The sequence below is a fragment of the Streptomyces sp. NPDC037083 genome (assembly GCF_055606485.1).
The window spans coordinates 335729-354680 of record NZ_JBVJSQ010000003.1; the positions used below are offsets into that span (position 1 = coordinate 335729).

At 75.1% G+C, this 18952-nt stretch carries 12 protein-coding genes and 1 pseudogene; 7 read left to right on the forward strand and 6 right to left on the reverse strand.

From position 1 onward, the window contains the following. Positions 1 to 39 precede the first annotated feature (39 nt). The 4 genes and pseudogenes from ACZ7DE_RS10150 to lanKC all read right to left on the reverse strand — a co-directional run. A pseudogene (locus tag ACZ7DE_RS10150) lies at positions 40 to 1662 on the reverse strand (ATP-binding cassette domain-containing protein); the annotation flags it as partial. Next, positions 1659 to 3377 carry an ATP-binding cassette domain-containing protein gene (locus tag ACZ7DE_RS10155; RefSeq protein ID WP_470759309.1) on the reverse strand — a complete coding sequence of 573 codons (1719 nt, stop codon included), beginning with the start codon at positions 3375 to 3377 and terminating at the stop codon, positions 1659 to 1661. The pseudogene ACZ7DE_RS10150 and the gene ACZ7DE_RS10155, both read right to left, overlap by 4 nt. A 99-nt stretch (positions 3378 to 3476) precedes the next feature. Then, a complete protein-coding gene (locus tag ACZ7DE_RS10160) occupies positions 3477 to 3593 on the reverse strand; it encodes a SapB/AmfS family lanthipeptide (RefSeq protein WP_054233519.1) in 117 nt (38 codons plus the stop codon). 50 nt (positions 3594 to 3643) lie between these two features. Further along, the gene (lanKC, locus tag ACZ7DE_RS10165; protein ID WP_470759311.1) at positions 3644 to 6325 is read right to left on the reverse strand and encodes a class III lanthionine synthetase LanKC; all 2682 of its coding nucleotides are present in this window, start codon (positions 6323 to 6325) and stop codon (positions 3644 to 3646) included. A gap of 206 nt (positions 6326 to 6531) precedes the next feature. On the opposite strand from lanKC, the gene ACZ7DE_RS10170 reads away from it, so the two are divergent. The 3 genes from ACZ7DE_RS10170 to ACZ7DE_RS10180 all read left to right on the forward strand — a co-directional run bounded on the left by ACZ7DE_RS10170 (position 6532) and on the right by ACZ7DE_RS10180 (position 9624). Continuing rightward, complete coding sequence (locus ACZ7DE_RS10170) at positions 6532 to 8970, forward strand: SpoIIE family protein phosphatase (protein ID WP_470759313.1); 2439 nt, start codon at positions 6532 to 6534, stop codon at positions 8968 to 8970. Between the two features lie 50 nt (positions 8971 to 9020). Then, complete coding sequence (locus ACZ7DE_RS10175) at positions 9021 to 9392, forward strand: DUF6479 family protein (RefSeq protein WP_470759315.1); 372 nt, start codon at positions 9021 to 9023, stop codon at positions 9390 to 9392. A 61-nt stretch (positions 9393 to 9453) separates the two neighbouring features. Next, on the forward strand, positions 9454 to 9624 hold the full coding sequence (locus tag ACZ7DE_RS10180; RefSeq protein ID WP_470759317.1) for a hypothetical protein: 171 nt from the start codon (positions 9454 to 9456) through the stop codon (positions 9622 to 9624). 408 nt (positions 9625 to 10032) lie between these two features. Here the strand turns inward: ACZ7DE_RS10180 and ACZ7DE_RS10185 are convergent, their stop codons facing one another. Continuing rightward, entirely contained in the window at positions 10033 to 11964 is a 1932-nt protein-coding gene (locus ACZ7DE_RS10185) for a glycosyltransferase family 2 protein (protein WP_470759319.1), read from the reverse strand. Between the two features lie 134 nt (positions 11965 to 12098). On the opposite strand from ACZ7DE_RS10185, the gene ACZ7DE_RS10190 reads away from it, so the two are divergent. Further along, positions 12099 to 12599 (forward strand): metallophosphoesterase family protein, encoded by a 501-nt coding sequence (locus ACZ7DE_RS10190; protein ID WP_470759321.1) that lies wholly within the window; start codon positions 12099 to 12101, stop codon positions 12597 to 12599. Positions 12600 to 12844: 245 nt separating this feature from the next. Beyond that, positions 12845 to 13759 (forward strand): aminoglycoside phosphotransferase family protein, encoded by a 915-nt coding sequence (locus tag ACZ7DE_RS10195; RefSeq protein WP_470759323.1) that lies wholly within the window; start codon positions 12845 to 12847, stop codon positions 13757 to 13759. 11 nt (positions 13760 to 13770) lie between these two features. On the opposite strand, the gene ACZ7DE_RS10200 is transcribed toward ACZ7DE_RS10195, so the two are convergent. Next, positions 13771 to 14865 carry an XdhC family protein gene (locus ACZ7DE_RS10200; protein ID WP_470759325.1) on the reverse strand — a complete coding sequence of 365 codons (1095 nt, stop codon included), beginning with the start codon at positions 14863 to 14865 and terminating at the stop codon, positions 13771 to 13773. A gap of 150 nt (positions 14866 to 15015) precedes the next feature. On the opposite strand from ACZ7DE_RS10200, the gene ACZ7DE_RS10205 reads away from it, so the two are divergent. Both ACZ7DE_RS10205 and ACZ7DE_RS10210 read left to right on the forward strand, forming a co-directional pair. Then, complete coding sequence (locus ACZ7DE_RS10205; RefSeq protein WP_470759327.1) at positions 15016 to 17004, forward strand: GTP-binding protein; 1989 nt, start codon at positions 15016 to 15018, stop codon at positions 17002 to 17004. 74 nt (positions 17005 to 17078) lie between these two features. Continuing rightward, positions 17079 to 18944, forward strand: a complete 1866-nt coding sequence (locus ACZ7DE_RS10210; protein WP_470759329.1) for a cellulase family glycosylhydrolase — start codon at positions 17079 to 17081, stop codon at positions 18942 to 18944. Positions 18945 to 18952 lie beyond the last annotated feature (8 nt).

Below are 18952 nucleotides of genomic sequence, written 5' to 3' on the forward strand. Positions count from 1 at the left end.
GGCCTCCGCCTCCGGGTCCAGGTGGCAGGTCGCCTCGTCGAGGAGCACGAGCGGCGCGTGCGACAGGTACGCGCGCGTGAGGGCGATCAGCTGGCGCTCACCCGCCGACAGCGCCGCCGGATCCACCGCCGCCCCCGGCCCGCCCAGCGCGTCGACCAGGGGGGCCAGTCCCACGGCCGCGGCTGCGGCCAGCAGCTCCTCCTCGGGCACGGGGTCCGGCCGCAGGTGCGTGAGGTTCTCGCCGAGGGTGCCGCTGAAGACGTACGCCTCCTGCGGGATGAGCACGCGCAGAGCGGCGGCGTCGCCGCCCGGCACCGGACGGCCGTGGATCCGTATCCGCCCGCGCGCCGGTTCCAGCAGACCGGCGACCAGCCCGGTCAGCGTGGACTTCCCGACCCCGCTCGGGCCCACGACGGCCAGGTGCGCCCCGGCGGGCAAGGTGAGCGTGAGGTCGTCGACGACGGGCGCGGAGGCGGGGCCGTAGGCGAAGGTGAGCGAGGTCAGGGAGAGCGCGGGGGACACGGCGCGGGACGGGGCGGAGCGGTGCGGCGCGGAGCAGTGCGGGACGGCCTCCGCGTCCCGCGGTTCCCGCGGCTCCGCGTCCGCCGGTACCGGTGTCGGGGTCGGATCGCGATGACGGGGGACGGTCCGGTCCGGGCCGTCGGGCGGGCGGGGCCCGGGCCCGCCGGGCGGGGCCAGCCGGCGCAGGACGACCGTCAGGCGGGAGCCGCTCGTGCCCAGCCCGTGGATGAGGCTGGTCAGAGCCGGGAGCAGGGACTGGGTGACATAGGCGAGGGCGCCGACCAGCGCGCCGGGGGTGACCCCGTGCGCCAGGAGCCAGGGCGCGCCCGCGAGCAGCAGCACCAGCGGCAGGTGGCCGCCCAGGGCGAGGCACGCCACCCGGGCCACGCCCCAGCGGGCCAGGGCGCGCGCCGCCCGCAGCTCGGCTTCGACGAGGACGCCGGTGTCCGCAGCGATCCGTTCCTCCGCGCCGGCCGCCGTGACGTCGCGCAGCCCGGGACAGACGGCGCCCAGGTTCGCCGCCAGCGCCTCGTCGGCGGCGAGGAACGCCTCCTGCCGTCCGGCCAGCGGACGCAGCGTCAGCGCGAACAGGGCCACCGCCGCGGCGAGCGGAGGCGCGACCACCACGAGGAGCGGCGGGGCGAGCGAGCACAGGCCGGCAAGCGCGCCGGCGGACGTGAACACGAACGAGCGCGAGACCATCACCAGGCCCGCGAAGGTGTCCCGGGCGATCTCCACCTGCTGGGTGAGCCCGGACAGCGCCCCGCCGTCCGCCTCGCGCACCCCCCGCTCCACCACCCGTACGACCAGCCGGTCGCGCAGCGGTTCGACCAGCTCGGCCACCGCCCCGTACACCCGCCCGGTGCCGTAGGCGCCCAGGAGCACCCCGAGCGCGGCCGGCGCGAGCCAGGCGAGTCCCACCGCGGCCCGCCCGGCGAGGAAACCGTCGTCCAGCGCCCGTGCCAGGGCGTACCCGAGCAGGAAGGTCTGCCCGGACTCCAGCACCGACCAGCCCGTCAACCGCGCCAGAGCCCGGCGGTGGTCCTTCAGAAGGCGAAGCCCGCGGGCTCGCAGTCCCGGGGCTCGAGGTCCCCGGGCCCGAAGCCCGCCCGTGCCGTCGGTGCCATCGGTGCGGCTCATGCCCGTGCCTCGCCGTCCGCCCCCGCGCCGAACACCGCGCGGTATCCCGCGTCCCGCCACAGCTCGCGGTGCGTCCCCACCGCGCGCACGCGCCCCCCGTCCAGCCAGGCCACGGCGTCGGCGCGGGCGGCCGTGGCGGCGCGGTGGGCGACCACCAGGCGGGTGGCCGTCGTCGCGCTGCCGAACACGGAGTCGGTGACCTGCCGCTCGGTGATCGTGTCGAGGCTGGAGAGGGCGTCGTCGAGGATGAGCAGACGGCCGCCGTGGGCGAACGCGCGGGCCAGGCCCAGACGTTGGGCCTCGCCGCCGGAGTGCGGGGCTTCGGCGCACGCGGTGGCGTAGCCCTGCGGCAGACGGCGGACGAAGTCGTCCGCGCGGGCGGTGCGGGCAGCCTCCCGGACCCGGGCGGGGGAGGGGGCGCGGGCGGGGGGACCGAGCGCGATCGTGGCCTCGATGGTCGCTCCCAGCAGGGCGGGGCGGTCGAAGGCCTGGGCGATCGCGGCGCGCAGTTCGGACCGGGGGAGCGCGGTCAGCGGGACGTCGTCCAGCAGCACCTCCCCGGCGTCCGGGTCGGCGAGCCGACCGGCCAGCGCGGCCAGCAGCGACTTTCCGGCGCCCGAGCGGCCCACCAGGGCGAGCGTCGTCCCGCCCGGAACGACCAGGTCGACGTCGTCCAGCACGGTGCGGTCGCCGCGCCGGGCGGTGACCCCGCGCAGCTCCAGACGGCCCGGGCCCTCCGGCGGCAGCCGCCGGTCGCCGTGGGCGGGAGCCGGTTCGCCCAGGACCTCGCCCAGGCGGGCGGCCGCGGTCCGGGACCGGACCAGACCGGAGAGCTGCCCGACCAGCACGCCGACGCCGGTGGCGAGGACCGCGTAACGGGAGGCGGCGAGGACGCCGCCCGGCGACAGCCGGTGCCCGGTGAGCAGCAGACCGGCGACGGCGACGACCCCGAGGTGCAGCAGCGGCGCCACGGCGACCGCCTGCGCGGCGGCCCGGCCCTGGACCCGCCACATGCGCAGACCGGCCCGGGACAGCTCGGGCAGCGGACGCAGAATGCGGGCCGTGTCGCGGTCCGCCGTACCGGCGGCGCGGATCGTGCGGGCTCCGGCGACCGCCTCCGCGAGCGCGGCCGCGATCCGCCCCTGCGCCCGCTGGTAGTCCGTCACGCAGGCCGAGGTGTCGCGGGCGAGGGTGCGCAGCAGGAGCGTCAGGACCGGCGCCCCGGCCAGGAAGACGGCCGCGAGCCACGGGTCGACGAGGGCGAGCGCCACCACCGCGCCGACGGGGCCGGCGAGCGCGGCCAGCAGCGCGGCGCGGGCGCCGGGCGCGGTGCCGGCCTGGGCGGCGTTGCCGACGACGCGCGCGACGAGGTCCCCGGCGCCGAAGCGGTCGGCGGCGCGCGGACCCACGGCCAGGACGTGGCCGGTGACGCGGCGGCGCAGGAAGGCGGTCGTCCGGGCGTCCAGGGTGCCGGCGAGCACGGTCTCGCACGCGTCCAGCAGGGTCAGCAGCAGGACGAGGGCGGCGCAGTACAGCACCCAGCGGGTCGCGGGGCCGTGGGCGACCAGAAGGTCGAGGGTCCGGCCGAGGGCGGCGGGCAGCAGCAGCGCGGCGCCGGTCGTCCCCGTGCTCACCAGGCACAGGGCCGCACAGCGTCCGGAGCTGTGCCGGGTGGCCGCGGCCAGCAGCTCACCGGTCGTCCGGTCCATCGGCATCCGCTCCCGCACGTGCGTCGAGGTTCCCGGGGAGGCCGGACCCGGGCGGCCCCCTCCGTGAGGAGCGGACCGCCCGGGGCCATCAGCGCTGCGCGCGGGTCACAGACAGAGCAGGACGCTCGCCGCGCTGATGCAGGACAGCAGGCTGACGGTGCTGTTGCCGCCGCCCCCGGTGTGCTCGTCGGATTCCATCGTCTGCAGGTCGAGCAGGGCCATGGTGTGTCCTTTCGTCGGTTGGATACGTCGTCCCGTGGGGACGGGTTGCGTCACGACTCCGCCGGTGGCCGGGGAGCCGCGTCATCGGGCCGCCGGTGCGGCGGCGGGAGGAACGGCAGCTGGGCGCGGACGCCCACGCCGTCCGGGTCGAGGGCGGCGGCCAGGGCGAGCAGACAGCCCGCGGTCCCGGTGCCGAGGTCCATGGACAGCCGCATCATCTGGTGTCCGGGGAAGGCCAGTTGGCCCTGGTAGGGCATCGCGAACCAGCCCAGCGCGTCGATCTGTTCGTCGAGCCGTGCCCGCGTCGCTCCGGGGGCGGTGGTGCGGGCCAGGTGCAGGATCATCCCGGCGCGGCCCTGGAAGAGGCCGGGCTGTGCGTAGAAGCGGGAGGTGGCGGCGGTCAGGACGCCGGCCCGGGCCCGCTCGAAGTCGCCGTCGGGGTCCGGGAGACGGTCCAGGCAGTCGTCGAGCACCATCCCGACCCCTACGCTGCCGTCCCCGAGGTAGGGCAGCGTCCGCCATCCCTCGTCGACCTCCAGCGAGCCGCCCGCACGTTCCACGCAGGCCGCCAGGTCCCGGCGCAGTGCGACGTCCGCAGCCGCCAGCAGCGTGCGGTCGCCGCTGTCCTCGTACTGCCTGAGCAGGAACAGGGCCGGGCCGCTCGCCCCCCGCAGCAGGCCGGCCCGCCGCCGGGGCGCGTCCGGCAGGGGTTCGGCGAGACGTCGTACGAGGACGGCGGCGGCCTCGGCGGCCCGTTCGCGCAGCTCCGGCTCTCCGGTCCGGCGGGCCAGGTCGCCGAGGACGAGCCCCAGACCGGCCAGGCCGCCGTGCAGGTCCGAGGACAGGTTCTGCCACCGCTCGCGCAGGATGCCGTCGACCAGGTCCAGCGCGCGCTGCCGGTGTCCCAGCAGTTCCAGGACGTGGGCGACGCCCGCCAGGCCGTCGTACAGCCCGAGCGGGGTGCCCGCCGGGGCCGGGGCCGTGCGGTCGAGGAGCCAGCGTTCGCCCTCGTCGTAGCGTTCGGCGCCGGTGGCGGCGAGCGCGTACAGCACGCCGGCGGCGCCGTGCGCCAGGCCGAGTCCGCCGCCGTCGGAGAACTGGGCGACGTCCCCGGGGAAGAGCCGGTCGTCGCGCTCCGGGGTCGCCGAGGCGAGGATCGCCTTGACCATCGAGTCACGGCTGTGCGGCCAGTCGCCGGGCTCCACCCGGAAGGCCGGCGCGGACGGGAGACGCGCGGGCCGGGCCGGCGCCGCGGACCCGGCGCCGTCCGCCTCAGGCGCGCTGCCGGAGACGACGCGGGTGATCTCCTCGACGGCCGCGTCCAGGAACTCCCGCGGCACGTCCGGGAACTGCTCGGCGATCACCTCGGCCAGATGGGCCGCCTTGGCCCGGTCGACCACGAACAGCGTGGTGACGGGCAGGAACAGGGCGAGCCGTAAGCACGCCAGTGCGTACCGGTCGACGTCCGTGCCCCGGCGGTCGGGCGGCGCGAAGAAGCCCGGGTGCGCCACGACCTGGCGGCCGTTCTCCTCGACCGGGGCGGCCGCCTCGAAGTCGATCAGATGCACCGACTCCTCGTCGGGCGCGACCATGATGTTGAAGACGTGCAGGTCGTTGAAGACGATCCCGCGCGCGTGCACCTTCTCCACCGCCCGCTCCACGGCAGCGTGGACGCGTACCGCCCACGCCGTGTACGCGGCGACGGCCGCCGGATCGGGGTCCGGGCACAGCAGCGGGTGCCGTTCGGCGAAGAAGGAGTTCAGCGGACGTCCCGGGACGAGGTCCATCACCAGGAAGCGGTGGTCGCCGAGCAGGAACCAGTCGCGGACCTCGGGCACCACCCCGGTTCCCGCCACCGCCTCCAGCGCCCGCTTCTCCCGCTCCAGCCGGGCGATCGCGTCCGCCCCGTCCGACGCCAGCCCGGCGTGCGGCCGGCCCTCCTTCAGCACCACCTTGCACCCGTCGCGGGTGTCGGTGCCCGCGTACACCCCGCCGCCGTTGGAGAAGTGCAGCGCCTTCTCGATGCGGTACGGCAGCTCGCCCACCGTGGTGGTGTTGCGGGCCGCGAGGTGTGGCTCCAGGAACGCCGGCAGGGTCACCCACGGCGGCACCTGGAAGGACGGCGCCCGACGGTCGGGCACCAGCTCTCCGGCGCCGTCGCGCACCGCCGGCACGAGCGAGCCCCGGTCGTCGACGACGAACATGCGCGCGAAGGCGCCGTAGCGGACGTAGAGCGGGCCGTCGTGCCAGCGCAGGTCGGTGAGGATGTACGGGCCCTCGAAGCCCTCCAGCAGGGCGCCCAGCTCCCGCAGGACCGTGTGCAGCTGCTCCTCGTCCGCCGGGTAGACGGTGACGAACTTGCCGCTCGTGTCGCGGCCCGCGTACTTGGTGTTGCGCAGGTGCAGCAGGTGCGGGCCGGGGACGAACTTGAAGGGGACGCGGCGCGCGACGCAGTAGTCCCACACGATCGCGGCGATCCGGTCCGCGTTCGCCCGGGTGGCCGAGGCGTGGATCTTCCAGCCCTGGGCCGGACCCGCGGCCGGTGAGCCGTCGGCGGCCGGCGGCGTCATCGTCAGCCAGTCGCCGATCCGCGCCGACGTCCAGCCCTCGGGGACCGGCCGGCGCGCCGTGTCGAACACCGGCGCGGTCCCGGACCCGCCGGTGTTCAGCCGGTCGGGCGTCTCGTAGAAGTGCGTGTCCGCCAGCGCGTACACCTCGTACCGCTTGTCCATGCGTCCCCCTCCGTGGGCCCGACGAAAGCCTCGCAAGCCGGGAAGGGGGCCGACAGTCCCGCCTGTCACGAGACCACCGTGCGGAACGCATGCGTCAAGACATGTTCGGTTCGTTTCGAGCACGCCCCGCGCGGCACCCTGTTCCGGCCTCCCTGAAACGGCCTCAGGGGCTGCGCGCGGACCCCGATGGCGCTCTAATTGCGGACGTGGTCAGTGAGGGTGCCGCGGAGCGCAGAACGGGGCCTTCGCGTGCCGAAATCGCCCTCAAGACGATCACCGCCGGTCCCGTCTCGCCCGAGCGGGTGCGCCGCACCCTGGAACAGGCCCTGGTGTTCGCCGGCGCGGCGCTCGCCGCCGTCTACACGACGGACGAGGACGGCGACCTGCTCCGGCTGGCCCAGTCGGCCGGCGTCCCGCGCACCCTGTACGGGCTGCTCGAGAGCTACCCGCTGGACGGCCGCTCGCCCGCCGCGGACGCCCACCGCACCGGCCGGCCGGTGTGGCTCGGCCCGGCGGAGCTCGCCGCCTGCCCGGAGGCGCGGCGGATGCCCGCCCGGGACGTCCATCTGGCCGCCCTGCCCGTGCGCGGCGGTGGCTGTCTGCTCGCCCTCGGCGAGCGGCCCGGCGGCTTCGACGCCGACGACCGCGCCTGCCTGGAACTCGTCGCCGAGGCCGTCGCCTTTCCGGCCCCCGCCGCCCCTGTCGAGGGCGAGGCACTGCGCGCGGGCGACTTCAGCCTGGCCATGGACACCGGCCGGGTCGACGTCGGCGACGAGATCCTGGAGCTGTTCCGGATGGCCCGCGCCGACTTCGACGGCCGGGTGGAGACCCTCCTCGGGCGCGCCGTCCCGGAGGACCTGCCCTCGCTGATGTCCGTCGTCGAGGCCGACCACATGTCGATCGGCGAGCGCGAACTGGAGTTCCGCGTGCTCCAGCCCTCCGGGCCGCCGAAGTGGCTCAGGCTGCGCGGCCGGCTGCTGCCCGGCGGCGACGGCCGCCCGGCGCGGCTGGTCGGCACCGTCGCCGACGCCTCCACCCTGCGGGACGAGGTCACCGACGTGGCCCGCGTCCAGCGGCTGGCCGCCGCGCTCGCCACCGCGGGGACCGTCCGCGACGTCAGCCAGGCCGTCGTCGCCGCCCTGCGCAAGCCGCTGCGGGCCGACCGGATCGCGCTCGCCGAACTGGAGAACGAGCGGCTCGTCGTCACCGTCCTCGACCCGCCCGAACCCGAGTTCTGGCCGCAGCTGTGGCAGCTGGAATGGCGCTCCGAGTGGCCCGACGCGCCCGTGCGGACCATGCCCACCCTCGCGGCCGCCCTGCGGGAGGGCCGCGCCCGGATCTGGCCCGCCGGCACCCCCCTGGAACCGGCCCTCGCCGAGGTGGGCCCGGGCGGCCTCGCCGTCCTGCCGCTGTCCGCCGGGGGCCGTATGGCCGGCGCCTGCCTGATCGGGTGGGACGAGCCCCACCACTTCGGACCCGACGAGCGCGCCCTGCTCACCGCCTCCGCCGGCCTCGCGGGCGAGGCCCTGACCCGGGCCCACGCCTTCGACGCCGAGCACGAACTCGTCGGCATGCTCCAGCGCCAGCTGCTTCCGCGCCGGCTGCCCGTGCTTCCGGGCGGGGTCGCCGTCGCGCGCTATCTGCCCGCCACCGCGGGCCTCGAGCTCGGCGGTGACTGGTACGACGTCATTCCGCTGCCCGACCACCACGTTGCCCTCGTCATCGGCGACGTCCAGGGACACAGCGCGGCCGCCGCCACCCTGATGGGGCAGATGCGCACGGCGCTGCGCGCCTACGCGGCCGAGGGCCACCCGCCGGACGTGGTCGTGGCGCACGCCAACCGGCTCCTGCTGGAACTGGAGACCGACCTCTTCGTCACCTGCTGCTACGTCGACGTCGGCATGGAGGACGGCACCGCCTGGTGCGTCCGGGCCGGCCACCCGCCGCCCGTGCTGCGCCACGCGGACGGCTCCGCCGACATCGTCGAGACCGACGGGGGACCGCCCCTCGGCGTCCTGGCACGGGCCGAGTTCCCGATGACCCCGCTGCGGCTGTCGCCCGGCGCCGTCCTCGCCCTGACCACGGACGGCCTCGTGGAGTCCGCCGACCTGGACATCGACACCGGCCTGCAACGGCTCGCCCACGGTCTGTCCGTCTCCGACCCCGCCCACCTCGGCCTCGTCGCCGACGCGCTGCTCGGCGGCGCCCACCGCGGCGACGACGTCGCGCTGCTCCTCATGCGCTACGACGGCATGGCCGTCAAACCCCTGCGCGAGGGCTGGACGGTGTGGCGCGTGCCCGAGGCCGCCCGGCACGCCCGCCGCTTCACCCGGCGCACCCTGCGCGCCTGGGGCGTCACCGACGCCGGGATGGACGCCGCCCTGCTCGTCGTCTCCGAGCTGGTCACCAACGCCCTGGTGCACACCGGCGGCCCGGTCCGCCTCGACCTCACCCTGATCGACCGCCGGCTGCGCGTCGCCGTGACCGACGCCTCGGCCCGCACCCCCGTCAAGCCGACGAACCTGGGCTGGGAGGCCACCGGCGGGCGCGGCATCCTCCTGGTCGAGGCCATGTCCGACGCGTGGGGGACCGTGCCGGTCAGCGGCGGCAAGCAGGTGTGGAGCGACCTGGTGCTGCCGGGCTGAGCCGCCGGGCCGCGAGGTGTCCGGGGGCGCGGGCAGGGTACCCGCCGTCCATGGACACCTTCGCCTCCGCCTACCTCGCGGCATCCGGAAAGTCCGTGCTGGCCGCCGTCGCCTTCATCGTCGTCGGGATCGTGCTCGTGGGCGGCCTGATCTGGGCCTTCCGGCTCGGCATCAAGGTCCGCAGCCGGGAGCCCGCGCCGCCGAAGCCGCACGAACAGCCACGCATGCCCGCGTCCGGCCGGGCTCACGAGAGCCGGACACGCGAACCGAACGAGATGCCGCGGGCGACGGACGACAGCGAACGTCTCACGCCCCACGAGCTGCGGCCCACCGGCGGCCGGGACAGCGCCGACCAGCAGCGTCCCCGCTGGGAGCAGGGCTCCGGCGGCTCGTTCGGCAGCGGCGGCCCGGGTTCCGGCTGAGCCGCCCCCACGCTCTGCCGCCGGCAGGGCGCAGAAGGAAACAGAAGGGTGTTGAACCGTCGTGACCGCGCAGACCGAGGAGAAACCCGCGACCCGCCGACCCGAGACGGGATGGGCCAGAGCCCGCCGTCTGCGCCGGGCCCCGGCGGCGCCGCGCACCTGCCTGCCGGCGGTGGCGGCGCCCGGGAAGCGGTCCGGCCCGGACTGGAACATCGTCAGGGGCGAGGACTGACCGGCGTCCGACGAACGGGCGAACGGGCGAGCGCGGGCCGACGACGAACGGGCGAGCGCGGGCCGACGACAGGGACCGGGCCGGAGACCTCCGGCCCGGTCCCCGCGCGTTCCACCGCTCACCGCGGACCGGTGCCGGATGAGCGCGGTCCGGTGAGCGCGCCCCGGCGCCCCCGGGACTGCGGCCCGGCGGAGGCGCCGCCCACCGGTTGGTCGCGCGGGAGCGCGGCGTGGCTCTCGGCCGCCGGCGCCGGCGCGACTTCACGAGCGGCCTCGCCGAGACCGTCGCCCGGTACCGGCGGCACCGCCACCGGTCGGACCCCCCCGAGCGGCAGCGCCGGGCGTCCTAACCCTGAGCCGGCTGCCCGCGCGCCGCCCCGCCGACCACGGCCGGCGGTCCCGGTCGCGCCTACCTCCTTCGTGCCGTGGCCCTGCCGAGCGCCCGGTACAGCGCGCGGCGCACCCTGCGGGCCAGTCGCCGTGCACCGCCCGGCTGGGGTGACGGCACCACGAGAACACCGTCCGGCCCGACGTGCAGGGCGAAGGGCAGCTCGTGGAAGCGCGCCCCCTCCGTGCCGGGGGTCAGGCACACCGTCGTCAGCCAGGTCCGCCCCGTCAGGTCGCCGGCCGGCAGGACGGCCGTCAGCCGCCCGCCCGGCGAGAGCGTCCCGAAGACCTCGCGTGTGCCGCCGTACCTCGTGTCCGTCAGCCGCAGCAGCAGATCGGCGGTCTGCGGCACATGCAGGGGAAGGGTCACGTGGAGCCGGTCCTCGGTGACGGTCACGTCCCCGGCCGACACCCGCCCCAGGCCGAGCCGCTGCGTCGCGTGGCCGACGTCCAGCGCGAGGCTCGCGTACCGGTCCGTCCAGTACGGAAGCACCACGCGGCCCGCGACGACCCCGGCGGGCGGGGCGGGGCGGCCGTGGCGGGGCGCCGGGCCCAGCCGCAGCTCCTTCGTCCAGCCGCCCAGGCGCACGCGCACCCACACGTCCCACAGGCCCTCGCCGGGCGCGCTGCCGCTGACCGCGGTGGCCGGGTCGAGGACGGCGGTGGCCCGCAGGACGAGCCGCACCCCGGCGCCGTCGCTGACCGGCACCGTCTCCCGGACCGCCTCCACGGGCTGGAAGTACTGCGCAGAGCTGGTCCGCTCCCGCAGCAGCAGGTCGGGCGCGGCCCGCTCGAACCGGCTCACCGTGTCCGCGCCCAGCCACCGCACCGCCTCGGCGACGTCCCGCGGCGGCCACTGCGCCGAGCCGGCCGCCGAGGGGAAGCCCATCGGTTCGCCGTCGTGGGTCAGTTCGGCGGTGAAGGCGATCCGCAGCGTGCCGTCCCGCCACGTCACGTCCCGCGGCTCCACGGCGAGCCCGACCCCCGTCTCCCACTGCGCGAGCGCGACGACGTCGTCGTAGCGTCCCTCGGCGGCCAGCGCGGCGACCACCCGCTGGGCCGGCTGCAACGGCGCCGCGACCCCCGGCCCGAACCGCTCGACGACGACCCCGTGGATCTCCGTGAACAGCTCCCTGCGGTACTCCTCCGACAGGCTCAGGAAGCGCCGGCCGCGCAGCCGCTCGACCATCTCCACGCGCAGCCAGCGCCGGAACAGGCTGTCGCGCAGCGGACCCGGGTCGGTGTACCGCTCGACGACGTCGAGGGCCTCCCGGAGGTTCTTGAAGTACCCCGCCGGGTCGAACCGCTGCAGGCTCACGTTCGCGTCGTCGTCCCGCCGGACGTGGTAGTAGCAGACGTAGTCGCCCAGCACGCAGACGTTGCCCGCGCGCAGATAGGCCTCGGTGACGAAGACATGGTCCTCCAGGCGGCGGCGCCCCTCGGGAAAGCGCAGCCCGGTGCGCTCCAGAAACGCCCGGCGGACCATCTTGTGCGGGGTGAGGCTGTCGATGAGCGGCGCGTTCGCGACGGTGGCGTGCGGGCGGTTCGTGCGGAACAGCTCCACCGGCACCGCCCGTCCCTGCCCGGCCATCTTGCCGACGACGACGTCCGCGTCGTTCGCCGTTCCGTAGGCGTACATCCGCTCCAGGGCCTCGTCGCCGAGACGGTCGTCGTCGTCGACGAACATGACGTACTCGCCCCGGGCGGCGTCGATGCCGACGTTGCGGGGCCTGCCCGGCCAGCCGGAGTTCTCCTGGTGGACGACGTGGACCCGGGGGTCCTGCGCGGCGAGCGCGTCGAGCCGGGCCGGGGTGTCGTCGGTGGAGCCGTCGTCGACGAAGATCACCTCGTACTCGTCCGGCGGGAGCGACTGGCCGAGCAGCGAGGCGACGCAGTCCTCGATCCGGGGACCGGTGTTGTACACGGGGACGATGACGCTGACCTTGACCGGCATCGGGCTCCTGGCCCCCTTGCTGAATCGCTCTGCCGCGCGCGGGACGGCGGGTGCGCGTGGCCCGATGCTAACTCCGTCGCCGACGCCGCACCTGTCCTGATTCGTCCCGGTCACGGTTTTCGTATGCTGACGGCGTGCGCCTGCTGCTGATGTCCGACACCCACCTCCCCAAGCGTGCCAAGGCGCTCCCCGCCGCACTGCTGGACGAGCTCGCGCGGGCGGACGTGGTGATCCACGCGGGGGACTGGGTCGACACCGCCACCCTCGACCTGCTGGAGCGCCGCAGCCGCGCGGTCCTCGGCGTGTACGGCAACAACGACGGGCCTGACCTGCGCGCCCGGCTGCCCGAGGTCGCCCGCGCCGAACTCGGCGGAGTGCGGTTCGGCGTCGTCCACGAGACCGGCCCCGCCCAGGGTCGCGAGGCCCGCTGCGCCGCCCGGTTCCCCGACCTCGACGTCCTGGTGTTCGGCCACAGCCACATTCCCTGGGACACCACGGCCCCCGGCGGACTGCGACTGCTCAACCCGGGCTCGCCGACCGACCGCCGTCGTCAGCCGTACTGCACGTACCTGACCGCCTCTGCGGCCGGCGGCCGCCTCACGGACGTCGTCCTGCACCGGCTGCCACCGCGCTGAAACGCCGGTTCACCGGGGTGGAGGTGGGGAGCACGGCGGGCAAAGGGCCGGGCCGCTCCCGGGCAAAGGGCTCGGGGGCGGCCCGGTACTTGCGAGTGTGCGTTGCCTCAACGGACCTCCTTCCTTCGTGAGACGAAGGGCAGAGGACGTGCGTCTCTGTCCGTGTGGGGCGCCTACCCGTCCCTGGGCGTTCCACACACGAAAAATCGATGGACCTTGCCACTGGCACGCGGTGACATGGGAACGTGCTGATCGACGCCACGCTCGTACACCGTCTGCTGAGCGCGCAGTTCCCGCACTGGGCCCGCCTTCCCGTCACCCCCGTGCCGAAGTCCGGCATGGACAACGCCACCTTCCGCCTCGGCGACGAACTGTCCGTACGTCTCCCGCGCCACGCGCACTGGACCGGCCAGGTCGCCCGGGAGCAGCGCTGGCTGCCGCGCCTGGCGCCCCTGCTTCCGCTGCCCGTCCCGGAGCCGGTCGCCCAGGGCGCGCCGGGCGAGGGCTACCCCCATCCGTGGTCGGTGTACCGCTGGCTGGAGGGGGAGACGGCCACCACCGAGGCGGTCGCCGACCCGGTGCGCACCGCGCTCGACCTGGCCGGATTCCTCACCGCCCTGCAGGCCGCCGATCCCGCCGGAGGCCCCGGCCCGCAGCAGAGCAACGCCTTCCGTGGCGTGCCCCTCGGCGACGACCGTGACTCGATCGCCCACGAGGACCGGGTGCGGCCCAAGATCGCGGCGCTGAGGCAGAGCGGCCTGGTCGACGCCGACGCCCTCACACAGGTGTGGGAGGCGGCACTCGCCGCGCCGGCCTGGGACAGGCCGCCCGTGTGGATCCACGGCGACCTCGACGCGGGCAACCTGCTGCTGCGCGAGGGACGGCTCGCCGCGGTCATCGACTTCGGCACCCTGGCCGTGGCCGACCCGGCGGTGGACCTGCAGCTCGCGTGGAAGTTCCTGCCCGCCCGGGCGCGTGCGGTGTTCCGCGAGGCGGTGGGCGCCGACGACGCCACCTGGGCGCGGGCCCGGGGCTGGGCGCTGGCCGGGTCGCTGCCGGTGCCGGAGGACCCGTTCTTCCGCGACCACCCCGCCAGGACCACCGCCGCCCTGCACCACCTGGAACAGGTCGTCGCGGACCACCGGGCGGACGCGGCCTGACCCGGCGGGCCTCAGCGATGCACGGGTCCCGTCGTCGAGGTCAGGGGAGCGCCGCTGCCGCCCCAGCGCAGGGCGACGATCTCGGCGGCCACGGACACGGCCACCTCCTCGGGCGTACGGGCCCCCAGGTCCAGCCCGACCGGTGAGCGCAGCCGGGACAGTTCGCGCTCGGTGAGCCCGGCCTCCACGAGCCGGGCACGGCGTTCGTCGTGCGTACGGCGACTGCCCATCGCCCCGACGTACGCGGCGGGCCGCCGCAGCGCCGCCTCCAGCAGCGGGACGTCGAACTTCGGGTCGTGGGTCAGGACGCAGATCACCGTGCGCGCGTCGGTGTCCGTGCCGCGCAGGTACCGGTGCGGCCACTCCACGACCACCTCGACGCCAGGCGGGAAGCGCTTGGGCGTGGCGAACACCGGGCGGGCGTCGCACACCGTGACCCGGTAGCCGAGGAAGTCCCCGATCCGGGCCACGGCGGCCGCGTAGTCGATGGCGCCGAACACCAGCATGCGCGGCGGCGGCGCGAAGGAGTGCAGGAACACCGGGACGGCGTCCTCCCGGCGCTGACCGCGCGGCCCGTAGTGGCGCATCGCGGTGGCGCCCTGGGCGAGCTCGCCGCGTGCGTCGGCCGTGACGGCCGCGTCCAGCCCGTCGGTGCCCAGGCTGCCGGAGGTCCGGTCCGGCCAGACGGCGAGGGACGCCCCGCGGGGCGCGGGACCGTCGACGACCGTGGCCACGGTCACCGGCTCGCCCGCGGCCACCGACTCCGCCACGGCGCCGAACGTCGGGTCGAGGCCGGGCGAGACGGCACGCACCAGCAACGTGATCTCGCCGCCGCAGGTCAGCCCGACGGCGAACGCGTCCTCGTCGCTGTACCCGAAGGTCTCCAGACGGGCCGCCCCGTCGGCCACGACCTCCTTGGCCAGCTCGAACACCGCGCCCTCCACACAGCCCCCGGACACGCTGCCCACCACCTCGTCGTCGGGCCCCACCGCCATCGCCGCGCCCGGCTCGCGCGGGGCGCTGCGGCTGACGGCGACCACGGTGGCGAGCCCGAACGGCACACCGGCGGTGTACCACCCGTTCAGCGCCGGGAGAATGTCGCGCATGTCCGCACGTTAATCCGTTGCGGCCGCGCGCGCCGGTCTGCTGCACTGCGGATGACCACTCGCCCGAGGATCCGGGAGCACCGATGCGCACTTCGTTCATGTCCACCCAGCAGGAAGGAACGCCCCCCATTCCAAAGGACATGACACTTCGTGCACGTGCTCAACCTCGGGATCCTCGCCCACGTCGACGCCGGTAAGACCAGCCTCACGGAGCGGCTGCTGCACTCCGTCGGAGTGATCGACGAGATCGGCAGCGTCGACGCCGGCAGCACGCGGACCGACACCCTGGCGCTGGAACGGCAGCGCGGCATCACCATCAAGTCGGCCGTCGTCTCCTTCCGGGTCGGCGACGCCACCGTCAACCTGATCGACACCCCCGGTCACCCGGACTTCATCGCGGAGGTGGAGCGGGTGCTCGGCGTGCTCGACGGGGCGGTGCTCGTCGTCTCGGCCGTCGAGGGAGTGCAGGCGCAGACCAGGATCCTGATGCGGACCCTGCGTCGGCTGCGCATCCCCACCCTCGTCTTCGTCAACAAGATCGACCGGCGCGGCGCTCGTGACGGGGGCGTCCTGCGGGAGCTGACCGAGCGGCTGTCGGCGCCGGTCGTCCCGATGGGCGCCGTCACGGGGCTCGGCACGGCCGGGGCCGCCTTCACCGCCGTCCGGCCCGCCGTCGAAACCGCCGTGGACGTCCTCGCGGACCACGACGACGCCCTGCTGTCCGCGTACGTGGACGGCGCTCTCACCCGCGAGCGCGTACGGGCGGCCCTCGTCGCCCAGACCCGCCGCGCTCTCGTCCACCCGGTCTACTTCGGTTCCGCCATGACCGGCGCCGGGGTGCCCGAACTGATCGAGGGCGTCACCGGGCTGCTGCCGCCCGCCGACGGGGACCCGCGGGCCCCGCTCTCCGGCACGGTCTTCAAGGTGGAGCGGGGCCCGGCGGGCGAGAAGATCGCCTACGCCCGCCTGTTCTCCGGGGCGGTGCGCGTCCGCGACCGTGTGCCCTTCGGCGGCGACGGCCATGGCCGTGGCGGCGAGGGCAAGGTCACCGCGATCAGCGTCTTCGAGCAGGGCACGGACGTACGCGACGAGGAGGTGGCCGCGGGCCGGATCGCCCGGCTGTGGGGCCTCGCCGGGATCCGCGTCGGCGACGGGCTCGGCGCGCCCCGCGAGGAGCGGCGGCGTTTCTTCGCGCCGCCGACCCTGGAGACGGTCGTGGTGCCGGGGCCGGACACCGACCCGCGCTCCCTGCACCTCGCCCTCACCCGGCTCGCCGAGCAGGATCCGCTGATCGGCCTGCGCCACGACGAGGTCCGGCAGGAGACGTCCGTGTCGCTGTACGGGGAGGTGCAGAAGGAGGTGCTCCAGGCCACCCTCGCCGACGAGTACGGCCTGCGGGTCTCCTTCCGTGAGACGACGCCCCTGTGCGTGGAGCGGCCGGCCGGCGCCGGAGCCGCCGCCGAGTTCATCGGGAAGGACGCGAACCCCTTTCTCGCCACCGTCGGCCTGCGCGTCGACCCGACCCAGCCGGGCAGCGGGGTGCGCTTCGGCCTGGAGGTGGAGCTGGGCGCCATGCCGTACGCGTTCTTCAAGGCGGTGGAGGACACCGTCCGCGAGACGCTCGGGCAGGGACTGCACGGCTGGCAGGTGACCGACTGCGCCGTCACCATGACCCACTGCGGCTACTGGCCCCGCCAGAGCCATGCCCACCAGGGCTTCGACAAGAGCATGTCGAGCACGGGGTACGACTTCCGCGGCCTGACCCCGCTGGTGCTGACCGAGGCGCTGCGCCGGGCCGGCACGCGAGTCCATGAGCCGATGCACCGGTTCCGTGTGGAGGCCCCGGCGGACACGCTGGGCGCGCTGCTGCCGGTGCTCGCGGCGCAGCGCGCCGTGCCCCGGACCACGGACACCAGGGGGGCGCGGTGCGTGCTGGAGGGAACGGTGCCGGCCGCCCGGGTGCACGGCCTCGAACAGCGCGTTCCCGGATTGACCCGGGGCGAGGGGGAGTGGGAGAGCGGCTTCGACCACTACGCGCCCGTGGTCCACGGCACGCCCCCCGAGCGGCCGCGCACCGACAACAACCCGCTGAACCGCAAGGAGTACCTGTTGCGGGTGGCGGGACGGGTCGCCAACTGAGCTGACGGAGCAGCAACTTACTCGGGGGTCAGAAGGTATTGACGGTGTCCGGAAATCACCGGACTGTAGTGGACATGCCGAATATTCGGGCACGTCTGCTCGCTGTTCTGGTTGTCCTCTGCGGACTCTGCGGCTACCTGACGGTGGCGGGCTCCCCGACCGCCACCGCCGCCGCCACGATCCCCGACTCCCTCCCCTTCGACGGCACGGCGCTCACCGTGTCGGGCGGCCGATTCGTCGACGGCAACGGCCGCGAGGTCGTCCTGCGCGGCTACAACGTCTCGGGCGAGACCAAACTCGCCGAGAACAAGGGCCTGCCCTTCGCCTCGGTCGCCGACGCCAGGAAGTCGGCGACGGCCCTGCGCGCCCTCGGCGGCGGCAACTCCGTCCGCTTCCTGCTCTCCTGGGCCTACGCCGAACCGGTGCGCGGCCAGGTCGACACCGCGTATCTGGCCGCCGCCACCGACCAGATCCGCGCCTTCCTCGACGCGGGCATCCGGGTCTACCCGGACTTCCACCAGGACCTGTACTCCCGCTGGCTGTTCGACCCGGACAGCTGGTACACGGGCGACGGCGCCCCCCGTTGGGCGGTGGACCTCGGCGACTACCCCGACGAATCCTGCGGGATCTGCTTCCTCTGGGGTCAGAACATCACCCAGAACGGCGCGGTGAAGGCCGCCCAGCACGACTTCTGGCACAACGCCCACGGCCTCCAGGACTCGTTCCTCGCCATGGCCCAGAAGACCATGACGTACCTCCGGCAGAACCTGACCGCCGAGCAGTTCGCGGGCGTCCTCGGCTTCGACCCGTACAACGAGCCGTACGCCGGCGCCTACGACTCCGGCCAGACCAGCCGCACCTGGGAACGCGACCTGCTGTGGCCCTTCTACGTGAGGTTCCGGGCCCGGATGGACGCGGCCGGCTGGCAGGACAAGCCCGCCCTCGTCGAGCCGAACCTCTTCTGGAACGGCAACGTCAGCAAGGAGGAGGGCGGCCTCCTCGACGCGGGCGCGCTCGGCTCCCGCTACGTCTTCAACACCCACTTCTACGACCAGAAGGCCATCTCCGGCATCCTGATGTGGGGCAAGGCGCAGGACGGCCAGTACGTCACCGACTTCGCGACCGTCCGCGACCGCGCCTCGGCCGCCGGGACGACGGCGATCGTCAGCGAGTTCGGCCACCCGCTGGCCGGCACGGTCTCCGACAAGGCGCCGACCGTCCTGAAGGCCATGTACCAGGCCCTCGACTCCCGCGTGAAGGGCGCGAACTGGTGGACCGCCCCCGCCACCTCCGGCCCGGTCCTGTCCGGCTCGCAGTGGCAGTGGGACATCTACCACGGCCGCCACCACGAGCTGATGAACGACAACGCCGACAAGGTGCTCACCGCCGGCGACGCCTGGAACGACGAGGACCTCTCCGCGGTGCGCATGGACGACGGCGGTACGGCGACCCTCCGCCAGGACGCCCGGCTCCTCGACCGGGTCTACCCGAGCGCCACCTCCGGCACGACCCTCGCCTTCACCTACGAGGACCGCTCCCGCGACGGATCCACCACGCTCACCTGGAACCCCGTCCCCGGCTCCCTGCCCAACACCGCCCAACTGGTCGGCTCCGGCCAGTACGGGCTGCTGGTGTGGCGGTCCAACGGCGCCGCGGCCCCCACCGAGCTGCACCTGCCCGCCTCCTTCCCGACCGCCGCCACCACGGTCGTCTCCGACCTCGGCGCCGTGTACGCCCCGCCGGCGTACACGAGCACCACGAAGGTCGCCGCGGCCGCCGAACCGGGCGGCGCCGGCAGCCGGCGGCTCCTGCTCAGCGCACCCGACCAGGGCGCCGTGCACTACGCACTGGTCACCAACGGCGCGACCAAGCCCTCCGCGAGCCTGCTGGCCGCCGCCCGCACCGAGCTGTCGGCGTGGACGGCACAGAAGGTGGGATAGCCGCCGTT